The following is a 20,443-nucleotide window of genomic DNA, read 5'->3' as shown; positions in this document are numbered from 1 at the left end:
GCGATGGCAGCGGCTACTTCTCTTCCAAAGAATCCGACGCCGCCGCCGACTTGATCTCGGGAGGCGCAGCATGTGGTGGGTGCCCGGTGCGAAGGCAACGGTTACTTCCTGGGATCGGAGGGTTGCGGGTTCGAGTCCCGCCGGCGACTTCGTGTCGCCGTAGCTCAATGGGTAGAGCATCTGAATTAGTCCGTCGCCGACTTCTGTCCTCGGGCGCCCACCTCTTTTCTCGCATGCAGCGTCTCCCCCGGAAACAAGTAAGAACGAATTCGGGGGAATTCATCATGGCGCGATTCAACTCCAAGGCAGCCCGCGCGCGTCCCGTCTCGCGCGTCACGTCCACCGGGCGTGTGCTGCGCACCTACGAGGGCGGCCGCGGCCGCGAGCGGGATGCCCGCTCCGAGCTCTTTCTGCTCGCCGTCTCGAACTTCGTCTCGCAGCAGACCTTCTACGAGGCCGGCGCCGACCGCGACGACCGCTTCGCGAAGCTCGTGCGCGAACTCGCCGTCACCGACCCGGTATGGACGGCCGGCCTGCTCGGCTGGCTGCGCGGCGAGGGCAACCTGCGTACGGCCTCGGTCGTCGGCGCCGCCGAGTACGTCAAGGCCCGCCTGGACGCGTGCGCGACCGATGGCCCGTCCAACCGGCAGGTCGTCGCCTCCGTGCTCCAGCGGCCCGACGAGCCGGGCGAACTGCTCGCGTACTGGACCGCGATGTACGGGCGGAACGTGCCCAAGCCGGTCAAGCGCGGCATCGCCGATGCCGTGCGCCGCCTGTACCACGGCAAGGCGCTGCTGAAGTACGACACCGCTTCCAAGGGTTACCGCTTCGGCGACATCCTCAACCTCGTGCACGCGGCCCCGGACCCGGACAAGCCGTGGCAGGGCGAGCTGTTCCGCTACGCCCTCGACCGGCGGCACAACCCCGACACCGCGGTGCCGCCGGAGGCGGACCGTGTCCTCGGCGCGCACCGCGAGCTGATGGCGCTGCCGGTCGAGGAGCGGCGGGCGGTCGTGACCGCCGAGGGCGGTGCCGAGCGGCTGGCCGCGGCCGGAATGACGTGGGAGACGCTGGCGGGCTGGCTGCAGGGGCCGATGGACAAGGCGGCCTGGGAGGCCGTGATTCCCTCCATGGGCACCATGGCGCTCGTGCGCAACCTGCGGAACTTCGACGAGGCCGGGGTGTCCGACGAGGTCGCCGAGCGGGTCGCCGCGCGGATCAGCGACCCGGCCGAGGTCGCGCGCTCGCGGCAGTTCCCCTTCCGGTACCTCGCCGCGTATCAGCACGCCCCGTCACTGCGCTGGTCGTACGCGCTGGAGCGGGCCCTCGGTCACTCGCTCGCCAACGTGCCCGCGCTGCCCGGCCGGACGCTGGTGCTCGTGGACCGCTCGGGCTCGATGTTCTGGTCCCGGCTGTCCGACCGCTCGGAGCTCACCCGCGCCGACGCGGCGGCGGTCTTCGGTACGGCGCTCGCGCTGCGGGCGGAGCGCGCGGACCTGGTCGAGTTCGGCTCGACGAGCGACCGTGTGCGGTTCCGCGAGGGCGAGTCGGTCCTGAAGATCCTCGACCGCTTCGGCGACCTGGGCGGCACCGACACGACGGAGGCGGTGCGCCGGCACTTCCGGAAGCACGACCGGGTGCTGATCGTCACCGACGAGCAGTACACGCACCACCGCCAGGGCGACCCGACCGAGCAGGTCCCGGCCGACGTGCCGGTCTACACCTGGAACCTCGCCGGATACCGGGCGGGCCACGGCCCGTCGGGCACGGGGAACCGGCACACCTTCGGCGGCCTGTCGGACGCGGCCTTCCGGATGGTTCCGCTGATCGAGGCGTCCCGCGACGCCGACTGGCCCTGGGCGGCCTGAGGGACCGTGGCCCGCACCGCGTGGGGAGTGCGGGCCACGGTCCTCTTGTTAGCGGGGTAGCTGACATCTAACATTTCAGTTCATGGAGGCCATCCGACCCGTGCCCCGGACCCTGCTCAGGGACCGGGCGTACGCGGCGATCCGGGACGCCATCGTGGCCGGGGAGATCGAACCCGGTGCGGTGGTGCGGGACGCCGAGCTCGCCGAGCGGCTCGGGCTGTCCCGGGCGCCGGTGCGGGAGGCGTTCTCCCGGCTGGTGGACGAGGGACTGCTGGAGAGCAAGCCGCAGAGCTACACCCGGGTGACTCCGCTCGTGGCCTCCGACGTGCGGGACGCCGCCGCCGTGGTCGGCGCCATGCACGAGCTGGTGACGCGGGTCGCCGTGCCCCGGCTGCAGGCCGCGGACATCGAGGCGATGCGTGCCGCCAACGAGCGGTTCTCCGCCGCCGTCGGCAGCGGAGACGTGGACGCGGCTCTGCGTGCCGACGACGCGCTGCACGAGGTCCTCGTCCGGGTGAGCGGCAACCGCGCGGCCGCCGCGACCGCCGCCCGCTACACCCCGCTCATCCGCCGCCTGGAGCGACGGCGCTTCGGCCAGGGCGGCAGCTGCCGTTCGGCCGGGCTGCACGAGCGGCTGATCGAGGCCTGTGCGGCCGGTGACGTGGCCGAGGCGGTCCGCGTCACGGCGGAGATCTGGCGGGGGCTCGAAGAACTCGCCGACTGAGACCGACCCCCGATCCCGGGAGGACCCATGCCCCTTTCCTCGTACGAGCGTTACCCCCTGCTCTTCGGGCCCTCGCCCGTCCACCGCCTGGTGCGGCTGACCGAGCACCTCGGCGGCGCCTCCCTCTGGGCCAAGCGCGAGGACTGCAACTCCGGTGTCGCGTACGGCGGGAACAAGACCCGCAAGCTGGAGTACCTGGTCGCCGACGCGCTCGCCCAGGGCTGTGACACGCTCGTCTCGATCGGCGGGGTGCAGTCCAACCACACCCGCCAGGTCGCGGCCGTCGCCGCCCGGGCCGGGCTCAAGTGCGTGCTCGTGCAGGAGAGTTGGGTGGACTGGCCCGACGCCGTGTACGACAAGGTCGGCAACATCCTGATCAGCCGGCTCGCCGGGGCCGATGTGCGGCTGGTGAAGGCCGGGTTCGGGATCGGGTTCAAGGAGAGCTGGGAGCAGGCGCTCCGGGAGGTCGAGGAGGGGGGCGGGAAGCCGTACGCCATCCCGGCCGGTGCCTCCGACCATCCGCTCGGCGGCCTCGGCTTCGCCGCCTGGGCGCATGAAGTGGTCCAGCAGGAGCGGGAGCTGGGCGTCTTCTTCGACACCGTCGTCGTGTGCTCGGTGACCGGGTCGACGCAGGCCGGCATGGTCGCCGGGTTCGCCGCGCTGGAGGAGGCGGGCGGGCGGCCCCGGCGCGTGCTCGGCATCGACGCCTCCGCCAAGCCGGCCGCCACCCGCACGCAGATCGCCCGGATCGCCCAGAACACCGGGCAGCTCATCGGCCTCAAACGCGAGCTGACCGAGTCCGGCATCGAACTCGACGAGCGGTATCACGCGGGCATCTACGGCATCCCTGACGAGTCCACCCTGGCGGCGATGCGGCTCGCCGCCCGGACGGAGGGCATGGTCACCGACCCCGTGTACGAGGGGAAGTCCATGGCCGGAATGATCGACCTGGTCTCCAACGGGGAGATCGGCCGCGACTCCACGGTCCTCTACGCCCACCTGGGCGGACAGCCGGCGTTGAACGCGTACAGCGCGTTGTTCTGAGGGGCGGCTCGGGCTGGGGGTGGTGCCCGGCCTCTCGGCGGGGTCGCGCGCGTGCGTGGGAATCAACCCGCCGGGGCCCCTGTTGTCTGCGGATACCCGAGATCACGGAAGAGCCCCATGCCCGAGGAATCAGCCGTTCGAGAGCTCCGACTCGTCGTGACCGCCGACGACTACGACGCCGCGCTGCACTTCTACCGGGACGTGCTCGGTCTGGCCGAGAAGGGGGCCTTCGCCTCGGAGGGCGGGCGGGTCACGATTCTTGATGCCGGGCGGGCCACGCTGGAGCTGACCGATCCGAATCACGCGGCCTTCATCGACGAGGTCGAGGTGGGGCGGCGGGTGGCGGGACATGTCCGGGTCGCCTTCCAGGTGGACGACTCCGTCGCCGTCACGGCGAAGCTGGCCGCCGCCGGGGCCGAGGTCGTCGCCGAGCCGACGCGCACCCCCTGGAACTCCCTGAACTCCCGGCTGGAAGCCCCCGGCGCCCTCCAGCTGACCCTGTTCACGGAGCTCGACGACTGAGCGGCCCGCCCCGCTTCCCCTGCCGGGCCGGATCCGGCGCCGGATACAGTGCTCTGCGTGCGGACGGACAATCAGCGGGGGGAGCCGGGCACGGACCGGCCCGATGGTGCCCGGCGCCGGGCCACGATCCACGATGTCGCACGGCTGGCCGGGGTGTCACGCCAGACGGTCTCCCGGGCGGTCAACGACAAGGGTGAGATCGACCCGGGCACCAAGGAACGGGTGCTGGAAGCGGCGCGGCTCCTGGACTACCGGCCCAGCCGGTTCGCGCGCGGGCTCGTCCAGAAGGGGGCGGTGACGGCGGGCCTGGTCATCCCGGACCTGCGGAATCCGTTCTTCCCCGAGGTGGCCGCCGGAGTGCTGGAGGCGGCCGAGCAGCGCGGCTGGCAGGTCGTCGTATGGGACTCCCGTATCGACGAGGCCAGGGAGCGGCAGGCGCTCGACGTGCTCTCGCACCAGGCGGACGCGGTCGTGGGCTACTTCAAGGATTCGGACGAGGTGCTCACCCGGCACCTCGGGGGCGTGCCCCTGGTGCTGCTGGAGCGCGGCCCGCAGCAGACCCGGTTCGCGGCTGTCGGTATCGACGCCTCCGCCGGTGTCGAGCAGGGCATCGCCCACCTGGTCGAGGCCGGGCACCGCCGGATCGGCATGCTGGACGGCGAGCGCGGACCCGGTGCCCGCAAGCAGGCCTTCCTCGAGCAGGTCCGGCGGCACGGTCTGCCCGTCGACGACAGCTGGATCGTGCTGTGCACCGAGCACAGCGTGGCGGGGGGCGAGGCCGGCATGGAGCGGCTGCTGGACGCGCGGCCCGAGATCACCGCGGTCTTCGGGTTCAACGACCTGATCGCGGTCGGGGCGATGCGTACCGCCCGCCGCCGTGGCCGCAGGGTGCCGGACGATCTGGCCGTGCTGGGCTTCGACGGCCTCTCCCTGGGCGAGCTGGTGGACCCCGCCCTGACCACCCTGCACATCGACAAGCGACAGCTGGGACGGCTGGCCGTCGAGCAGATGGCCCGGCTGTGCGCCGGCGAGGAGCCGTTGCGGGGCGCGGACGCGTGGGTGACGCCCGAACTGGTCGTGCGCGAGTCCGCCTGACTCGCCTGACTCCCCGGGCCGTCGGGCCCGTCGGCAGATCTGCCCCGCAGTTCCCTTGACACCGGTTTTCGGGCGCCCCGATACTCAACGGCAACGCTCACGTGAACGTTCACGAACCCTCAGAATCTCCCATCGCGAGATAGTCGGCCCGACCACCACGCGCCCGCCGACATCGTTGTCTTCGCTCTTCCTCATCCCGGAAGCTTCCCCCCATCCCCGTGAGAACGGGCCCGCGGCAGCGCTGTCCCCCGGCCGCGGTACGCCCGGAAAGCGAGTGCGCGCCCATGGAACACCGCACGATGTCCCGCAGACGATTTCTGGGGGCCTCCCTCGGCGGCGCGGGAGCGGGCCTGCTCGGACTGACCGGATGCGGGACCGAGGCGGGCTCGGCCTCCGCCGGCACGGACCACCTCAGCCTCTGGTACTGGAAGGGCTCGCTCAGCGACAAGCTGCTCGCCACCGCCCGGCGCGGTGTGCCCGGCGTGCCGGGACTGAGGGTGAAGGGCTCCCAGATCCCGGACGGCGACATCGACTCCAAGGTGCGCACCAGCCTCGCCGCCCGCGCCTACGTTCCGGACCTGACGGTCGTCAACAGCGACAACCTCGCCACGTTCTTCCCCGACGAGAACGAGTTCCTCGACCTGCGCACGCTCGGCGCGGAGTCCGTCCGCGACCAGTACCTCGACTGGAAGTGGAAGGCCTGCTTCACCCCGACGGGCAGGATGATCGGCTTCCCGCTGGACGCCGGTCCCACCGCGCTCTACTACCGCCGGGACCTCTTCGAGAAGGCCGGACTGCCCTACGAACCGGCGGATGTCGCCGAAGGGGTGCCCACCTGGGAGAAGTTCATCGCCGCCGGACGGACCCTGCGGGCGAAGGGACCCGGCAAGCCCTACCTCGTGAGCAACATCGGCAACGTCTTCCAGCAGGTCCTGCTCCAGAGCCCCCAGCAGTTCGTGGACGCCGACAACCGCTTCATCGGTGATCAGGAGCATGTCCGCCGCGCCTGGGATCTCTCCGTGGAGATCCTCCTGCAGAAGCTCAGCGCCCGGATCACCGACGGGACGCCCGACTTCAACGCGGCCATGAGCGGCGGCAGGGTCGCCACCATGACCACGGCGGTGTGGGCCATCTACGGCCTGAAGGACACCGCCCCGAAGACCTCCGGATCCTGGCGGCTGACCACCCTGCCCGACGGCCCCTGCAACTACGGCGGCTCCTACGTCACCCTGACCCGCTACTGCCGGGAACCGGAAGCGGCCTTCGCCTTCCTGAAGTGGCTGCTCAGCCCCGCGAACCAGCTCAAGAGCTACCAGGAGATGGCCCTGTTCCCCACCACTCCGGCCGCCTACGCCGACCCGGCGATGCACAAGCCCGACCCCTTCTTCGGCGGTCAGCAGCCCATCGACGTCTTCGGCCCGGCCGCCCAGAAGGCCCCGGTCGTCTACTTCAGCCCCTACGAGGAGACCGCCAACACCCCGTTCTTCCAGGAGCTGACCAATGTGGAGATGCTCGGCAAGAACCCCGACCGGGCGTGGCGGGACGCCGTGAACACGGCCGAGACCACGCTGTCCCGGGTAGGGGTGAGCTGACATGGCCACGGTTCTCGATCCGGCCGGTGCGCCGGCGGCCGACGAGCGGCCACCTGCCCGCCGTACCAAGTCCACCACCCCGGGCGGACGTAAGCGTCACGTCCCGCCCCTGCTCGCCATCTCCCCGTTCTACGTGCTGTTCGCCGTCTTCGGCGCCTTCCCGATCGTCTTCTCCGTCTATCTGTCCTTCCAGGACTGGGACGGCATCGGAGACATGCGCTTCGTCGGGTTCAAGCAGTACGGCTGGCTGCTTCAGGACTCGGTGTTCTGGCACTCGGTGCTCAACACCTTCGAGATCTGGTTCCTGTCGACGGTGCCGATGCTGTTCCTGGCCCTGGTGCTGGCGTTCCTGCTGCATTCGCAGGTCCGCTTCACGGGCGCCTACCGGGTGGCGTACTTCATCCCCAACGTGACCTCGATGGTCGCCATGACCGTCGTCTTCGGCTCGGTCTTCGCCCAGGCGGGCCTCGCCAACGCGGTGCTGCGGGCCATCGGGGTGGACGGGATCGGCTGGCTGTCCTCGGAATGGGGCATCAAGTCGTCCGTCTCCCTGATGATCATCTGGCGGTGGGTCGGCTACAACGCGCTGATCTTCCTGGCGGGCCTCCAGGCCATCCCCACCGAGCACTTCGAGGCCGCCCGCGTCGACGGCGCGAACAGCCGGCAGACCCTCTTCCGGGTCGTGCTGCCGCAGCTGCGGCCCGTGGTGCTGTTCGCCGCCGTCACCTCCACCATCAACGGCCTGCAGATCTTCACCGAGTCCCAGGTGCTCTTCCAGTCGACCGACGTCGGAACCACGGGCGGTCCGGGCCAGGAAGGGATGACCATCGTGCTCTATCTGTGGCAGAAGGCCTTCAAGGAGCACCAGTTCGGCTACGGCGCCGCGATGGGCTGGGTCCTCTTCGCGATCATCGCCGTCTTCACCATCATCAACTGGCGGCTGGTCTCCGGCTCGGACGACGACCGCCGTCCCGGCATCGCCGGTCTGCTGCGCCGCAAGGGGGCCCGCAATGGCCGCTGACGACAGGACGACCTCCAGCGCGAACCTGGCCATCGGCTCCGGCAGCAGGCTCAGCCGTATCGGCGTCCGGGCGACGCTGCTGTTCGGTGTGCTGGTCTCGCTGTTCCCCTTCTACTGGCTGGTGGTGCTGGCCTCCGGCACCACGCAGGACATCTACCGTTACCCGCCCAAGCTGCTGCCCGGGCCGCATCTGCTGGACAACATGGGGCGGGTGCTCGACACCGTCGACTTCTTCGGCTCGCTGTTCAACACCGTCGTCGTCGCCGTGCTCGGGACGGTGCTGGTGCTGTTCTTCGACTCGCTGGCCGCGTTCGCCTTCGCCAAGTACGAGTTCCCGGCGAAGAAGTTCCTCTTCGGCATGCTGCTGGTGACGTACATGATCCCCGCGCAGCTCTCCCTGGTGCCGCAGTTCGTCACCATGGCCGAGTTCGGCTGGGCGGGCTCGCTGAAGGCACTGATCATCCCCAGCGCGGCGAACGCGTTCGGCATCTTCTGGATGCGCCAGTACGCCCAGAACTCACTGCCGGACGAACTGCTGGACGCCGGGCGGATCGACGGCGCCGGCTTCTTCCGCCTCTACTGGACGGTCGCCCTGCCGCTGTTCCGCCCGGCCCTGGCCTTCCTCGGCATCTTCACGTTCATCGGCCTGTGGAACGACTACATCTGGCCCCTGGTCGTCATGATCGACCCGGACAAGGTCACCCTCCAGGTCGCCCTGGCGAACCTCAACGTCCTCTACAACACTGACTACTCCCTGGTGATGGCGGGTGCCTTGATGAGCGTCATCCCGTTGATCCTGGTGTTCCTCATCGGCGCGCGGCACTTCCTGCGGGACCTGGCGGCGGGGGCGATGAAGATTTGAATCCTCCCCTCCGTGAAGGGAGGGGATTTCTGGCTCAGGCTGCCTCCTGGAGCAGCGCTCCAGGAGGTCTTGCGCCATCAGGCACCAGCCCACTTGCGGCCGGTGTCCTGGCGCTGCCTGGCGATCTTCTTGTACGCCTTCGCCCGCAGCTTCTTCGCCTCGCGGTATCCCTTCGACCCGGGCTGTCCCTTCTTCGGCCTGCGACGGGCCATCATGCGGTCATAGCGGGTCAGCTTCTTCTGGGCCTTCCTGCCGTGCCCGGTGCGTGGCAGGTCGTGCGCGTCGGATGTGGTCGTCGCGGTCTCCCTCACGCCCCAGTCGACACCGAGCACCCGGCCGGTCGGCGGCAGGGGCAGGCTCCGTCTCGGTAAGGTGCGGAGAGTGTCCCCGGTTCGTGAGGAGTGGCTGCGTGGCGCAGGTAAGGCCCATGCGGGCGGATGCCCGGCGTAACTACGAGCGGCTGCTGAAGGTGGCCGTGGAGGCCTTCGCCGAGCACGGGGAAGGCGCGTCGCTCGACGACATCGCCAAGCGGGCCGGGGTCGGCTCCGGCACGCTGTACCGGCACTTCCCGACCCGGCACGCGCTGCTGGAGGCCGTGTACCTCGACCGTATCGAGGCGATCGCGGCCCGGGCCGACGAGCTCGCGGCCGGGCTTCCGCCGGGCGAGGCGCTGGTGGAGTGGCTGTACGAACTCGGCGACGGGCTGATCGCGGTGCGCGGCCTCAAGGCCCTGCTGGGTCCGGCCGTCACGGATACCGGCTCCCCCGTGGGGGCGGCCTGCGGCGAATCGGTGAGGGGCGCGGCGGGGCGGCTGGTCCGCGCGGCGCGGGAGGCGGGTGCGCTGCGGGGGGATGTCGAGCCGATCGATGTTCTGCGGCTGGTCCACGGTGTCGCGGCGGCGGCGGAGCTGGCGGATGCGGAGTGTGCGTATGTGCGGCGGTATCTGATGCTGTTGGTGGAGGGGCTGCGGCCGAGGGGTGCGTGAGGGTGTGGGGTCGTCTTCCCGGGCGCCGTAAGGGTGCGGGAGGTTCGCAGGGTGCGGGAAGTGTGTGGCTTGTCGCGCAGTTCCCCGCGCCCCTGGAGGGGCGCGGGGAGCAAGCATGTTGTCTTACAGGGCCTGGGCTGCCGGCTTGACCATGCCCCTGACCGTGCGGGACTTCACGAAGTCGCCCATCGCTGTCATGTCCCACTCGCCCGAGAACTGGCGGATCAGCTTGGCCATCATCACGCCGGTCTGCGGCTCGGCGCTGGTGAGGTCGAAGCGGACCAGTTCCTCCCCGGTCGTGCCGTCCAGGAGGCGGCAGTAGGCCTTGGCGACCTCCGTGAACTTCTGGCCGGAGAAGGAGTTGACCGTGAAGACCAGGCCGGTGACCTCCTGCGGCAGCCGGCCGAGGTCGACCATGATCACCTCGTCGTCCCCGCCGCCCTCACCCGTGAGGTTGTCGCCGGAGTGCTTGATCGCGCCGCCCACGATCTGGAGCTTGCCGAAGTAGCAGCTGTCGATGTGGTTGCGCTGCGGCCCGTAGGCGATGACCGAGGCGTCGAGGTCGATGTCCTTGCCGCGGTACGCCGGCTCCCAGCCGAGGCCCATCTTGACCGAGGAGAGCAGGGGGCGGCCGCCCTTGACGAGGGAGACGGTCTGGTTCTTCTGGAGGCTGACGCGGCCCTTGTCGAGGTTGATCTTCCCGGTGCCGGGCGCGGGCGGGGGAGGCGTGGCGGGGGCCGGGGGCGCCGCGGGCGTGGAGACGGGCGGGGCCGGCGGGGCCACCGGCGGCTGCATGGGGGCCGGGGGCGGGGTCACCGGCTGGGCGGCGGCGGCCGGTTCCTCCACCGTCACACCGAAGTCCGTGGCGATGCCCGCGAGGCCGTTGGCGTAGCCCTGGCCGACCGCGCGGGCCTTCCACTGGCCGTTGCGCAGATAGATCTCCACGATCACCAGGGCCGTCTCGCTGCCGAGCTGCGGCGGTGTGAAGGAGGCCAGGACGGAGCTGTCGTCCGCGTTGCGGATCGTGGCGGTCGGCTCCACGCCCTGGAAGGTCTGGCCCGCGGCATCCGGGCTGGCGGTGACGATGATCTTCTCGATGCCGGGGGGTACGGCCGCCGTGTCGACCGTGATCGCGTCGGGCGCGGTGCCGCCGCCGGAGCGGTACGTCACGCCCGGGCCCGACGGCTGGTTGTAGAAGATGAAGTCGTCGTCGGAGCGCACCTTGCCGTCGGCGGTGAGCAGCAGGCCCGATACGTCGAGCCGCACCGGGGCGGCGACGTCCACCGTCACGCGGGCGGCGGACAGGGGGATGTTCGAGCCGGGGGTCATAGCTGTCATGCCGGGTGAACGAGCGAGGCGGTTTTGCCGTTCCCTTACCTTGCGGCCAATCGGGTCAGCGGCGATTGCGGGGATGGTCGCGCGAGGTGCGTTCGTTGCCCCGCTTGTAGTTGCCGGTCCAGCGGGCCATGACGAGCTGGGGGTCGGAGGTCTCGACCTCGGTGAGGAACTGTTCGGCCCGGGGGCCGTTCAGGGTGGTGGCGGGGCGGCCGTGGTGGGTGATGCGGACGGTTCCGCCCGTGTGCTGCTCGTAGCTGAATCCGTGGGGTTGTGGCATGCCGGGAGGGTACGGGGCGGGAGACAGGCGCCCCCAGCGAATTTCGCCTGGCCCGCCTCGGCCGACCCGCGCCCTGTGACCCGGTCCATTGATAGGTGTTTTGCTATCAATCCGTCGAAGATCGGCATCAGGCGGATGTTCCCTTCGGCGGTTCGGCTGCACAAGACTGGCGCGGAAGGATCTTGCACGACCGGCGGTGACTCGGGGGACGCGTGGGGTGCGGCCGGAGGGGGTCGCATCCCACGCGCCGTTTGACCGGTCCGGCCTTCCTACGGCACCACGACGATCTTCCGGCCCACGCCGGCCGCGAACTGCTCCAGCGCCTGCGGGTACCGCTCCAGCGGGATGCGGTCGCTGATGAAGATCTCCGGGTCCAGCACGCCGTTCGCGAACAGCTCCGCCGCCCGTTCGAAGCTGTGCAGCACCGCCATCGAGCCCGTGATGGTGATCTCCTGGTTGTAGATGCGGTACGGGTCGATCGTCACGCGGGTCGAATAGTCGGCCACGCCGAACTGCAGGAACGTGCCCGCCTTCGCCACCCGGTCCAGGCCGTCCTGGATCGCCGCCGCGTTGCCCGTGGCGTCGACGACCAGGTCCCAGCCCTGCGGCCGGTCCAGTTCGTCGGGGTTCGCGGCCGACGCGGAGACACCGAGGCGGCGGGCCGTCTCCAGACGGGCCAGGTTCACGTCGACGACGTCCACGCTCGCCGCGCCCGTGCGCTTGGCCAGCTCCAGCATCATCAGGCCCATCGTTCCGGAGCCGTAGATCAGGACGTGCGCGCCGAGGCGGGACTGGAGCACGTCGTAGCCGCGTACCGCGCAGGACAACGGCTCCACGAGGGCCGCGTCCTCCGTACGGACGTGTTCCGGGAGCTTCACGCAGTTCGCCACCGGGGCCACCGCGAACTGCGCGGCGCCGCCCGCCGTCGTCACGCCGATCGCCGCCCAGCGTTCGCAGAGGTTGTTGTGGCCCGTACGGCAGTAGCGGCACTCGTAGCAGTAGAGCGAGGGGTCGACCGCGACCCGGTCGCCCACCGACACCTCCGTGACCTGGGTGCCGACCCCGACCACCTGGCCCGCGAACTCGTGCCCGGGCACGATCGGCAGCTTCGGGGCGAACTCGCCCTGCAGGATGTGGAGGTCGGTGCCGCAGAGGCCGCAGGCGGCCACCTCGACGACGACCTCGCGCGGCCCTGGCGTCGGGTCCGGGACCTCGGCGACGACGGCCTTGCCCACGGACTCGATGACGGCGGCCTTCATTTCACGGCTCCCAACGACAGGCCCTGGACCAGCTTGTCCTGGGCGGCGAACCCCGCGGCGAGCACCGGCAGGGAGATGACGAGCGACGCGGCACACACCTTCGCCAGGAACAGGCCCTGGCTGGTGATGAAGCCGGTCAGGAAGACGGGGGCGGTCTCGGCGACCACGCCGGTCAGCACCCGTGCGAAGAGCAGTTCGTTCCAGCTGAAGATGAAGCAGATCAACGCCGTCGCGGCGATACCGGGGAGGGAGATCGGGGCGACCACGCGCGCGAGGACCGTCGGCAGTCTGGCCCCGTCCACCTTCGCCGCCTCGATCACCGCGACCGGGATCTCGGCGAGGAAGGACTGCATCATCCACACCGCGATCGGCAGGTTCATGGACGTGTAGAGGATGACCAGCAGCCAGATGTTGTCGAGCATCCCGGCGTTCTTCGCGAACAGGTAGATCGGCAGCAGGCCCGCGACCACCGGCAGCATCTTCGTGGAGAGGAAGAAGAACAGGACGTCCGTCCACTTGCGGACGCGGTTGATCGACAACGCGTACGCCGCCGGGAAGGCCAGCAGCAGCACCAGCAGGGTCGAGGCCAGTGACGCGACCGTCGAGTTGATCAGCGCCGGCCAGGGGCTCGCGCCGCCGCCCGCGCCGAAGAACTCGCGGTAGCCGTCCAGGGTCAGGGAGGCCGCGAAGGAGGGCGGGTTGGTCGCCGCGTCGGCTTCCGAGTGCAGGGACGTCAGGGCCATCCAGGCGATGGGCAGGAAGAACACGATCCCGGCCAGCCAGGCCATGAGGCCCATGCTGTTGCGGCGTACGACGTTCATGCGCGGGACACCTCCTCGCGGAACAGGGACGACACCACGCGCAGGGCGAAGGTCGCGATGACGATCGAGCCGATGACGACCAGGACGCCCGCGGCCGAGGCGAGGCCGTTCTCGTGGGCCTGGTAGAAGCTCTGGTAGACGGTGTAGGGGAGGTTGGCGGTGCCCAGGCCGCCGGACGTGATCGTGAAGACCGCGTCGAAGTTCTGGACGATGTAGATCGAGCCCAGCAGGGCGCCCAGTTCGAGGTAGCGGCGCAGGTGCGGGAGTGTCAGATGGACGAAGATCTGCCAGTCGCTCGCGCCGTCGACCCGGGCCGCCTCGACCTGCTCGTGGTCCCGGCTCTGCAGTCCGGCGAGCAGGATCAGCATCATGAACGGCGTCCACTGCCAGACGAGGGAGGCCTCGACCGCGAGCAGCGGGGTGTTGGAGATCCAGTCGGGCTGTGGGCCGCCCACATAGTGCAACAACCCATTGAGCAGGCCGTATTCAGGGTTGTAGAGCACATGCTTCCAGAGCAGGGCCGCAGCGACCGGGACCACCAGGAACGGTGCGATCAGCAGGGTGCGGACGATGCCCCGGCCCCGGAACCTCCGGTCCAGCAGCAGGGCGAGGACGAGTCCCAGCACCAGGCTGGCCAGGACCACGGCCACCGTCAGGAGCACGGTCGTCCACACCGAGTGGCGCAGGTCCGCGTCGGTGAGGACCTCCTGGTAGTTGTCGAGGCCCGTGAAGTGCCGGGCGTCGGGATAGAGGGCGTTCCAGTCGAAGAAGGAGATCACCAGCGTGGCCACGAAGGGCAGCTGGGTGACGACGACCATGAAGATCAGGGCGGGGAGCAGCGGGGCCCGGGTGGCCCAGGCGCGCAGCCGGGCGGAGGGCCTGCGGGCCGGGGTGCGGAGCTCGGGGGAGGCCACGGGGGCCGTTGTCGTGGCGGTCATCGTCCCTCGTACTCCTCGGAGATCTTCTCGGCGAGCTGCTGGGACTTCCTCAGGGCCGATTCGACGGACTGGCGTCCGGCGATGGCCGCGCTGATCTCCTGGGAGACCTTGGTGCCGAGGTCGGTGAACTCGGGGATGCCGACGAACTGGATGCCGGGCGCGGGCCGCGGCTGCACGCCGGGATCGTCGGGCCGGGCCCCCTCGATGGCCTCCTTGGTCATCTCCTGGAAGGCGGCGGCCTCCTTGCGGTAGTCGGCGTTGGCGTACGTCGACGCCCGCTTGCCGGCCGGGACGTTCGACCAGCCGGCCTTGTCGCCGACCAGTTCCTCGTAGCCCTTGCCGGACGCCCAGGAGACGAACTTCCAGGCGTTGTCGGGGTTGCGGGAGGACTTCTGGATGCCCCAGGCCCAGGTGTAGAGCCAGCCGGACGACTTCGTCTTCTCGACGGGGGCGGGGGCGTAGCCGACCTTGCCCTTGACCGGGGAGTTCGCCGCCTCCAGGGATCCGGCCGCGGAGGTGGCGTCGTACCACATGGCGACCTTGCCCTGGGTCATGTTGTTCAGGCACTCGGCGAAGCCGGACTGGGCGGCGCCGGACTCGCCGTGCTCGCGGACCAGGTCGACATAGAACTTCGTCGCCTTCTCGAAGGCGGGTGAGTCGAGCCGCGCCTTCCAGTTCTTGTCGAACCAGGTGCCGCCGAAGGTGTTGACGACCGTCGTCAGCGGCGCCATGACCTCGCCCCAGCCGGGCAGGCCGCGCAGGCAGATGCCCTTCATGCCCGGTTCGGTGCCGTCGGCCTTCGCCGCGAGGTCCGCCACCTGCTGCCAGGTGGGGTGGGCGGGCATCGTCAGGCCCTGCTTCTCGAACACGTCCTTGCGGTACATCAGGAACGACGACTCGCCGTAGAAGGGCTGGCCGTAGAGCTTGCCGTCCTGTGCGGTGAGGGACTGGCGCATCGGCTTCAGGACGTCCCGCTCGTCGTAGGCCGGGTCCTTGGCCACATAGCCGTTCATCTCGTGCAGCCAGCCGTTGCGGGCGTAGATCGGTATCTCGTAGTTGGACAGGGTGGCGACGTCGTACTGGCCGGCCTGGTTGGCGAAGTCCTGGCTGATCTTGTCGCGGACATCGTTCTCGGGCAGGACCGTGAAGTTGACTTTGATGCCGGTCTCTTGGGTGAAGTGGGCGCGGGTGAGCTTCTGCAGCTCGACCATCTGGGGGTTGTTGACCATGAGGACGTTGATGGCGTCGCCGCCGGATCCGGCCCCGCCCGCGCCGACCCAGCAGCCGGAGAGCAGCGGGGCGAGCAGCGTCCCTGCGGCGGCCGCGGCGAGCGTGGCTCGCGTTGGCCGTCGTCGGCTCTGGGTTCGCATGGATCGCTCCTGGATGTATGGGGAGATAAGGGGTAGTTCAGGGCATGGCTGCGCCCGATGGGGGACGTCGGTGTGGTGTCAGACCCGGATGACCTGGGGTCCGAGCAGTGAGTAGCGGTGGGCTTCGGCCGTCGGCAGCAGCGTGCTCGTCACGATCGTCTCCAGCGTGCCGACCTCGGCGAACCGGCAGAAGCTGACCGCTCCGAACTTGGTGTGCACGCCCGCGAAGACCGTGCGGCGGGCGGCCCGGATCGCCTGTGTCTTGACCTCGCTGACGGCCGGGTCGGGGGTGGTGAGGCCGTGTTCGCGGGAGATGCCGTTGGCGCCGATGAACGCCAGGTCGACGACGAAGCCGGCCAGCATCTTCGTCGTCCAGTGGTCGACGGTGGCGAGGGTGCCGGAGCGGACCCGGCCGCCGAGCAGCAGGACGGAGACGGTGTCGGTCTCGGCGAGCGCGCCCGCGACCGGCAGGGACGCGGTGACCACGGTCAGCGGCCGGTCCCTGGGGAGTGCCTCGGCGATGAGCTGCGGGGTGAAGCCCTCGTCGACGAAGACGGTCTCGGCGTCCCCGAGCAGCTCGGCCGCGGCGGCCGCGATCCGGCGCTTCTCGGGGACGTGGCTGGTGGCCCGGAAGGCGAGCGTCGTCTCGAAGCCGGCGCTCTCCACCGGGTAGGCGCCGCCATGGGTGCGGCGGAGCAGGCCGTGATCCTCCAGGACGCGCAGATCCCGGCGCACGGTCTCCTTGGCCACGCCCAGCTCGGTGGCGAGGGTGGTGACGTCGACAGCGCCGTCACGGCGTGCGACGAGCACGATCTCGCGCTGACGTTCTTCCGCGGTTCTGTTCATGGCCGTCACCCGCCTCCTGCTGTGCTGCCCGCTCGGGCCCTCGGTCGGGCCTTGGGGGAAGTTCTACAGCGGGTGTTCGACGGTGGCCAGGTCTGTTGCGGGCGCGATCCTGCCCGTGTGTGCCCGTTCGGTCCCGGGCATGCGCGGCGTGCCGCGGGGGTGCCGTGGCCGTCCGCGGGTGCGTTGTGGCTGGTCGCGCGGTTCCCCGCGCCCCTGGGGGCGCTGCCCGACCGCGTCCGGGCCGTGCCCGAATGCCCGAGCGGGCGGGTCCGTTCTCTGCCCGCCCCGTCGCCGGAGGCGCTGTCTTCAGGTCAGTACGGCCAGATCGGCGGGTCCGTCACGAACTGGCCGCCGAGGTAGGCGTGCGCCTCGTTGCCGTCCCGCAGCTCGCCCTGCTCGGCGATCAGCTTCTCGGCGAACGGCTCGGAGTCGTCCTGGGGGTCGTAGCCGAGCGCCCGCGCCGTGCTGAGGTCCCACCACAGCCGGGTGTTGGCGGAGGAGCCGTAGACGACGGTGTGGCCGACGTTCCCGGCGGTCAGGCTCGCGTGGAGGAGGCGGGCGCCGTCGGCCGGGCTCATCCACACCGACAGCATGCGCACGCTGGTCGGCTCGGCGAAGCAGGAGCCGATGCGCACCGAGACCGTCTCGATCCCGTGCTTGTCCCAGTAGAACTGCGCGAGGTCCTCGCCGAAGGACTTGGACAGGCCGTAGAAGGTGTCCGGGCGGTGCGGGGTGTCGATGGGGATGAGCGGGTCGTCGCCTCGAGGGCGCGGGGTGTAGCCGACGGCGTGGTTGGAGGAGGCGAAGACGATCCGGCCGACGCCCTCCTCGCGGGCGGCCTCGTACAGGTGGTAGGTGCCCTCGATGTTCGCCTTGAGGATCTTCTCGAAGGGGGCTTCCAGGGAGATGCCCGCGAGGTGGATGATCGCGTCGACGCCGCGGACCGCCTCGCGCACGGCGTCCTTGTCGCCGAGGTCGGCGACGATCGCGTCCGGCGCGTCCTCGATCGGGCGCAGGTCGAGCAGGCGCAGCTCGTAGCCATAGGCCGGGAGCAGGTCCCGCATCAGGGTGCCGAGGCCGCCGGCGGCGCCGGTGAGCAGAACGGTGCGGGGAGCGGGCATCCTCGGGTCTCCTTGAATGGGCCGCCGTGTACATGGGCGCACGGCATTCATATGCGTGGACACGCTAAGGAGCTGGGGTGGAGCCCGTCAAGTATGTCGCGGGAGCGGCGAATCCGCTGGTGCGTCGCGGGTTCGTGCGCTTGACCGGCACGTAGGGGGCGCCTTAGCGTGGAGGTGTTCAGAAATATAGACGCCAATCATGAATATGGAACCGGGAGAGCTCGTGACGTCAGCCCCTCTCGCCGCTCGGCTCACCATCCCCAGCGGACCGCTGTTCTTCCCGGTCACCGCGTACGGCCCCGACGGCTCCGTGGACCTCGACGCCTACCGCACGCATGTGCGCCGCGGGGTCGAGGCCGGAGCCGCCGCCGTGTTCGCCTGCTGCGGCACCGGTGAGTTCCACGCGCTCACACCCGAGGAGTTCGAGCGGTGCGTCCGGGCGGCCGTCGAGGCGACCGAGGGGCGCGTGCCGGTCGTCGCGGGCGCCGGGTACGGCACCGCGCTCGCCGTGCGCTACGCCCGCCTCGCCGAGGCCGCCGGGGCGGACGGGCTGCTCGCCATGCCGCCCTACCTCGTCGTCGCCGGGCAGGAGGGGCTGCTGCGGCACTACCGGGAGGTGGCCGCCGCGACCTCCCTGCCCGTCATCGTCTACCAGCGCGACAACGCTGTCTTCACGCCGGAGACCGTCGTCGAACTGGCCCGCACGGACGGGATCATCGGCCTCAAGGACGGGCTCGGCGACCTCGACCTCATGCAGCGCGTCATCAGTGCGGTGCGCATGGAGGTCCCGGGCGACTTCCTGTACTTCAACGGTCTGCCGACCGCCGAGCAGACCCAGCTCGCCTATCGCGCCCTCGGCGTCACGCTCTACTCCTCCGCCGTGTTCTGCTTCGCGCCCGAGCTGGCCCTCGCCTTCCACCGGGCCCTCGGGAACGGCGACGAGCGGACCGTGGAGAAGCTGCTGGACGGCTTCTTCCGCCCGTTCGTCGAACTGCGCGCCCAGGGCCGCGGCTATGCCGTCGCCCTCGTCAAGGCCGGTGTACGGCTGCGCGGACTGGACGTGGGCGAGGTACGGCCCCCGTTGCACGAGCCGACCGAGGATCATGTCAAGCAGCTCGCCGAACTGATCGAACGCGGCTACGCGCTGTTGGAGGAGGCCAAGTGAAGGCGTCGGCATTCGTCTACCCCTGGGACGTCAACGGGGACCCGGAGGCGCCCGCGCGGATCGCTCGCCTCGGCGTGGAGCAGGTGACGCTCGCCGCCGCCTACCACTCCACCCGCGCCCTCACGCCCCGCCACCCGCGCCACCGCATCGTCACCGCCGAGCACGCCTCCGTGCTCTACCCGGCGGACGACCGCTGGGCGGGGCGGGAGCTGCGCCCCTACGCGGCCGGCGCCTGGGCCCCCGGTGACGCCTTCGGGGAGGCCGCCGCCGCCCTCACGGACGCCGGCCTCGAGGTGCACACCTGGGTCGTCCTCGCCCATAACTCCCGCCTCGGCGCCGAGCACCCGGACACCTCGGTCGTCAACGCCTACGGTGACCGCTACCCCTGGGCGCCGTGCATCGCCCAGCCCGCCACGCGCGCGTACCTGACCGACCTGGCGGCCGAGGCGGCCGTACGGCCCGGGGCGCGGGGCACCGAGCTGGAGTCCCTCGGCTGGTACGGCCTGCAGCATCTGCACGCCCACGACAAGACCGGCGGCGTCGGCCTCGGGGACGCCGGGGAGTACCTGATGGCCCTCTGCTTCTGCCCGTCCTGCCGGGAGGGCTACGGCCGGCACGGCCTGGACGGTGACGAGCTGGCCGCCGCCGTGCGGACCGCGCTGGAGCCGGTCTGGCAGGGGGCGACGCCCTCCGACGGGGGCTGGACGGGCATCGAGAAGCTCCTCGGCGAGACCCTCGGGCACACCACGCGCGCGTGGCGCGACGACACCGCCCGCACGCTCCAGGAGGAGGCCGTCGCGGCGGTCCGCGCCGCCGCCCCCGACGGCTTCCAGGTGCTGCTGCACGCGGACCCGGTGTCCTACCACGTCGGCGCCAACCCCGGCGTCGACCCGGCGCACATCCTCTCCGTCGCGGACGGCGTGGTCGTGCCCTGCGCGGGAGGCGCCGGCACCCTGACGCCGTTCGCTGGCCAGGGCAAGGAGGGCGCGGTCATCGCCGCGAACTTCCCCGTCGTCTCGGGCATGGGCGGCGGCCCTGACACCCTCGCCACCGACGCGGCAGAGGCCCAACGACTCGGCGCCACGGAACTGCGGCTGTATCACGCCGGGTTGGCGTCGGACGGGGACCTGGAGGCGGTTCGCTCCGTTCTCGCGGGTCGCTGACGCGGCGGGGGTTGCCCCGGCGGCTCGGTGCCATCGAACTGTGGCTCTGCCAGGCGGGGTCGGCGGGCGCCAGGAGGGCTGTGCCCAGGGTCGACGGCGTCGGCCGGTGGTGCGCTGGCTTGGCCAGGGGTGCCTCGGTGGCTGGGTGCCGCCGAGCTGTGGCTTCGTCATGTCGGGTTGGTGTCCGATGGCGACCTTGGGCGCGCGGGGCGTTGGAAGAGCGGGGCCGCTGTCGTCAGGAGGGCTGCGCCCAGGGTCGACGGCGACGGCCGGTGGTGCGCTGGCTTGGCCAGGGGTGCCTCGGTGGCTGGGTGCCGCCGAGCTGTGGCTTCGTCACGTCGGGTTGGTGTCCGATGGCGACCTTGGGCGCGCGGGGCGTTGGAAGAGCGGGGCCGCTGTCGTCAGGAGGGCTGCGCCCAGGGTCGACGGCGA

General features: G+C 70.6%; 19 protein-coding genes and 1 pseudogene. 11 read left to right on the top strand and 9 right to left on the bottom strand.

Translation table 11 applies throughout. The annotated features are described in order from the left end of the window. Window positions 1-284 precede the first annotated feature (284 nt). The 8 genes from ACZ58V_RS26650 (at window position 285) to ACZ58V_RS26615 (ending at window position 8,728) form a co-directional block, all read left to right on the top strand. A complete protein-coding gene (locus ACZ58V_RS26650; RefSeq protein WP_471292957.1) occupies window positions 285-1,868 on the top strand; it encodes a TROVE domain-containing protein in 1,584 nt (527 codons plus the stop codon). A gap of 82 nt (window positions 1,869-1,950) precedes the next feature. Further along, window positions 1,951-2,592: a GntR family transcriptional regulator gene (locus ACZ58V_RS26645; RefSeq protein WP_468193216.1), complete on the top strand. Its 642-nt coding sequence runs from the start codon at window positions 1,951-1,953 to the stop codon at window positions 2,590-2,592. Between the two features lie 27 nt (window positions 2,593-2,619). Then, window positions 2,620-3,636, top strand: a complete 1,017-nt coding sequence (locus ACZ58V_RS26640; protein ID WP_471292955.1) for a 1-aminocyclopropane-1-carboxylate deaminase — start codon at window positions 2,620-2,622, stop codon at window positions 3,634-3,636. A 117-nt stretch (window positions 3,637-3,753) separates the two neighbouring features. Continuing rightward, complete coding sequence (locus tag ACZ58V_RS26635) at window positions 3,754-4,158, top strand: VOC family protein (RefSeq protein ID WP_471292952.1); 405 nt, start codon at window positions 3,754-3,756, stop codon at window positions 4,156-4,158. A 57-nt stretch (window positions 4,159-4,215) separates the two neighbouring features. Then, window positions 4,216-5,253 carry a LacI family DNA-binding transcriptional regulator gene (locus ACZ58V_RS26630; protein WP_468193212.1) on the top strand — a complete coding sequence of 346 codons (1,038 nt, stop codon included), beginning with the start codon at window positions 4,216-4,218 and terminating at the stop codon, window positions 5,251-5,253. 299 nt (window positions 5,254-5,552) lie between these two features. Further along, window positions 5,553-6,845, top strand: a complete 1,293-nt coding sequence (locus ACZ58V_RS26625; protein ID WP_471292949.1) for an ABC transporter substrate-binding protein — start codon at window positions 5,553-5,555, stop codon at window positions 6,843-6,845. Between the two features lies 1 nt (window position 6,846). Beyond that, window positions 6,847-7,866 (top strand): carbohydrate ABC transporter permease, encoded by a 1,020-nt coding sequence (locus ACZ58V_RS26620; RefSeq protein WP_471292946.1) that lies wholly within the window; start codon window positions 6,847-6,849, stop codon window positions 7,864-7,866. Beyond that, complete coding sequence (locus ACZ58V_RS26615; protein WP_468193207.1) at window positions 7,856-8,728, top strand: carbohydrate ABC transporter permease; 873 nt, start codon at window positions 7,856-7,858, stop codon at window positions 8,726-8,728. Before ACZ58V_RS26620 ends, ACZ58V_RS26615 begins: the two co-directional genes overlap by 11 nt. An 86-nt stretch (window positions 8,729-8,814) precedes the next feature. Here ACZ58V_RS26615 and ACZ58V_RS26610 read toward each other — a convergent pair. Then, window positions 8,815-9,087, bottom strand: a pseudogene (locus ACZ58V_RS26610) (transposase); the annotation flags it as partial. A 50-nt stretch (window positions 9,088-9,137) separates the two neighbouring features. Between ACZ58V_RS26610 and ACZ58V_RS26605 the strand changes: the two are divergent. Further along, window positions 9,138-9,713, top strand: a complete 576-nt coding sequence (locus ACZ58V_RS26605; protein ID WP_471292944.1) for a TetR/AcrR family transcriptional regulator — start codon at window positions 9,138-9,140, stop codon at window positions 9,711-9,713. Window positions 9,714-9,836: 123 nt separating this feature from the next. Here ACZ58V_RS26605 and ACZ58V_RS26600 read toward each other — a convergent pair whose 3' ends face one another. The 8 genes from ACZ58V_RS26600 to ACZ58V_RS26565 form a co-directional block, all read right to left on the bottom strand. Then, window positions 9,837-11,042, bottom strand: coding sequence for a TerD family protein (locus ACZ58V_RS26600; RefSeq protein ID WP_468193634.1), 1,206 nt, complete (start codon window positions 11,040-11,042; stop codon window positions 9,837-9,839). Window positions 11,043-11,106: 64 nt separating this feature from the next. Beyond that, window positions 11,107-11,328, bottom strand: a complete 222-nt coding sequence (locus ACZ58V_RS26595) for a hypothetical protein (RefSeq protein ID WP_471292941.1) — start codon at window positions 11,326-11,328, stop codon at window positions 11,107-11,109. Window positions 11,329-11,597: 269 nt separating this feature from the next. Continuing rightward, window positions 11,598-12,587 carry a zinc-dependent alcohol dehydrogenase family protein gene (locus tag ACZ58V_RS26590; protein ID WP_471292938.1) on the bottom strand — a complete coding sequence of 330 codons (990 nt, stop codon included), beginning with the start codon at window positions 12,585-12,587 and terminating at the stop codon, window positions 11,598-11,600. Beyond that, a complete protein-coding gene (locus ACZ58V_RS26585) occupies window positions 12,584-13,408 on the bottom strand; it encodes a carbohydrate ABC transporter permease (RefSeq protein ID WP_468193200.1) in 825 nt (274 codons plus the stop codon). Before ACZ58V_RS26585 ends, ACZ58V_RS26590 begins: the two co-directional genes overlap by 4 nt. After that, a complete protein-coding gene (locus ACZ58V_RS26580; protein ID WP_468193198.1) occupies window positions 13,405-14,346 on the bottom strand; it encodes a carbohydrate ABC transporter permease in 942 nt (313 codons plus the stop codon). Before ACZ58V_RS26580 ends, ACZ58V_RS26585 begins: the two co-directional genes overlap by 4 nt. Next, complete coding sequence (locus ACZ58V_RS26575) at window positions 14,343-15,716, bottom strand: ABC transporter substrate-binding protein (protein ID WP_471292935.1); 1,374 nt, start codon at window positions 15,714-15,716, stop codon at window positions 14,343-14,345. The genes ACZ58V_RS26580 and ACZ58V_RS26575 overlap by 4 nt, the downstream gene beginning before the upstream one ends. A gap of 78 nt (window positions 15,717-15,794) precedes the next feature. Beyond that, window positions 15,795-16,562, bottom strand: a complete 768-nt coding sequence (locus ACZ58V_RS26570; protein WP_471292933.1) for a DeoR/GlpR family DNA-binding transcription regulator — start codon at window positions 16,560-16,562, stop codon at window positions 15,795-15,797. A 311-nt stretch (window positions 16,563-16,873) separates the two neighbouring features. Then, complete coding sequence (locus tag ACZ58V_RS26565; RefSeq protein ID WP_471292930.1) at window positions 16,874-17,683, bottom strand: NAD-dependent epimerase/dehydratase family protein; 810 nt, start codon at window positions 17,681-17,683, stop codon at window positions 16,874-16,876. A gap of 223 nt (window positions 17,684-17,906) precedes the next feature. Between ACZ58V_RS26565 and ACZ58V_RS26560 the strand changes: the two genes are divergently transcribed. Further along, complete coding sequence (locus ACZ58V_RS26560; protein ID WP_468193192.1) at window positions 17,907-18,848, top strand: 5-dehydro-4-deoxyglucarate dehydratase; 942 nt, start codon at window positions 17,907-17,909, stop codon at window positions 18,846-18,848. Continuing rightward, entirely contained in the window at window positions 18,845-20,011 is a 1,167-nt protein-coding gene (locus ACZ58V_RS26555; RefSeq protein ID WP_471292925.1) for a hypothetical protein, read from the top strand. Before ACZ58V_RS26560 ends, ACZ58V_RS26555 begins: the two co-directional genes overlap by 4 nt. The last annotated feature ends 432 nt before the right edge of the window (window positions 20,012-20,443 follow it).

The organism is Streptomyces sp. NPDC040589 (genome assembly GCF_055594445.1).
The sequence above is the reverse complement of the archived record's forward strand: the minus strand, read 5'-3'. Positions and strand labels throughout refer to the sequence as shown.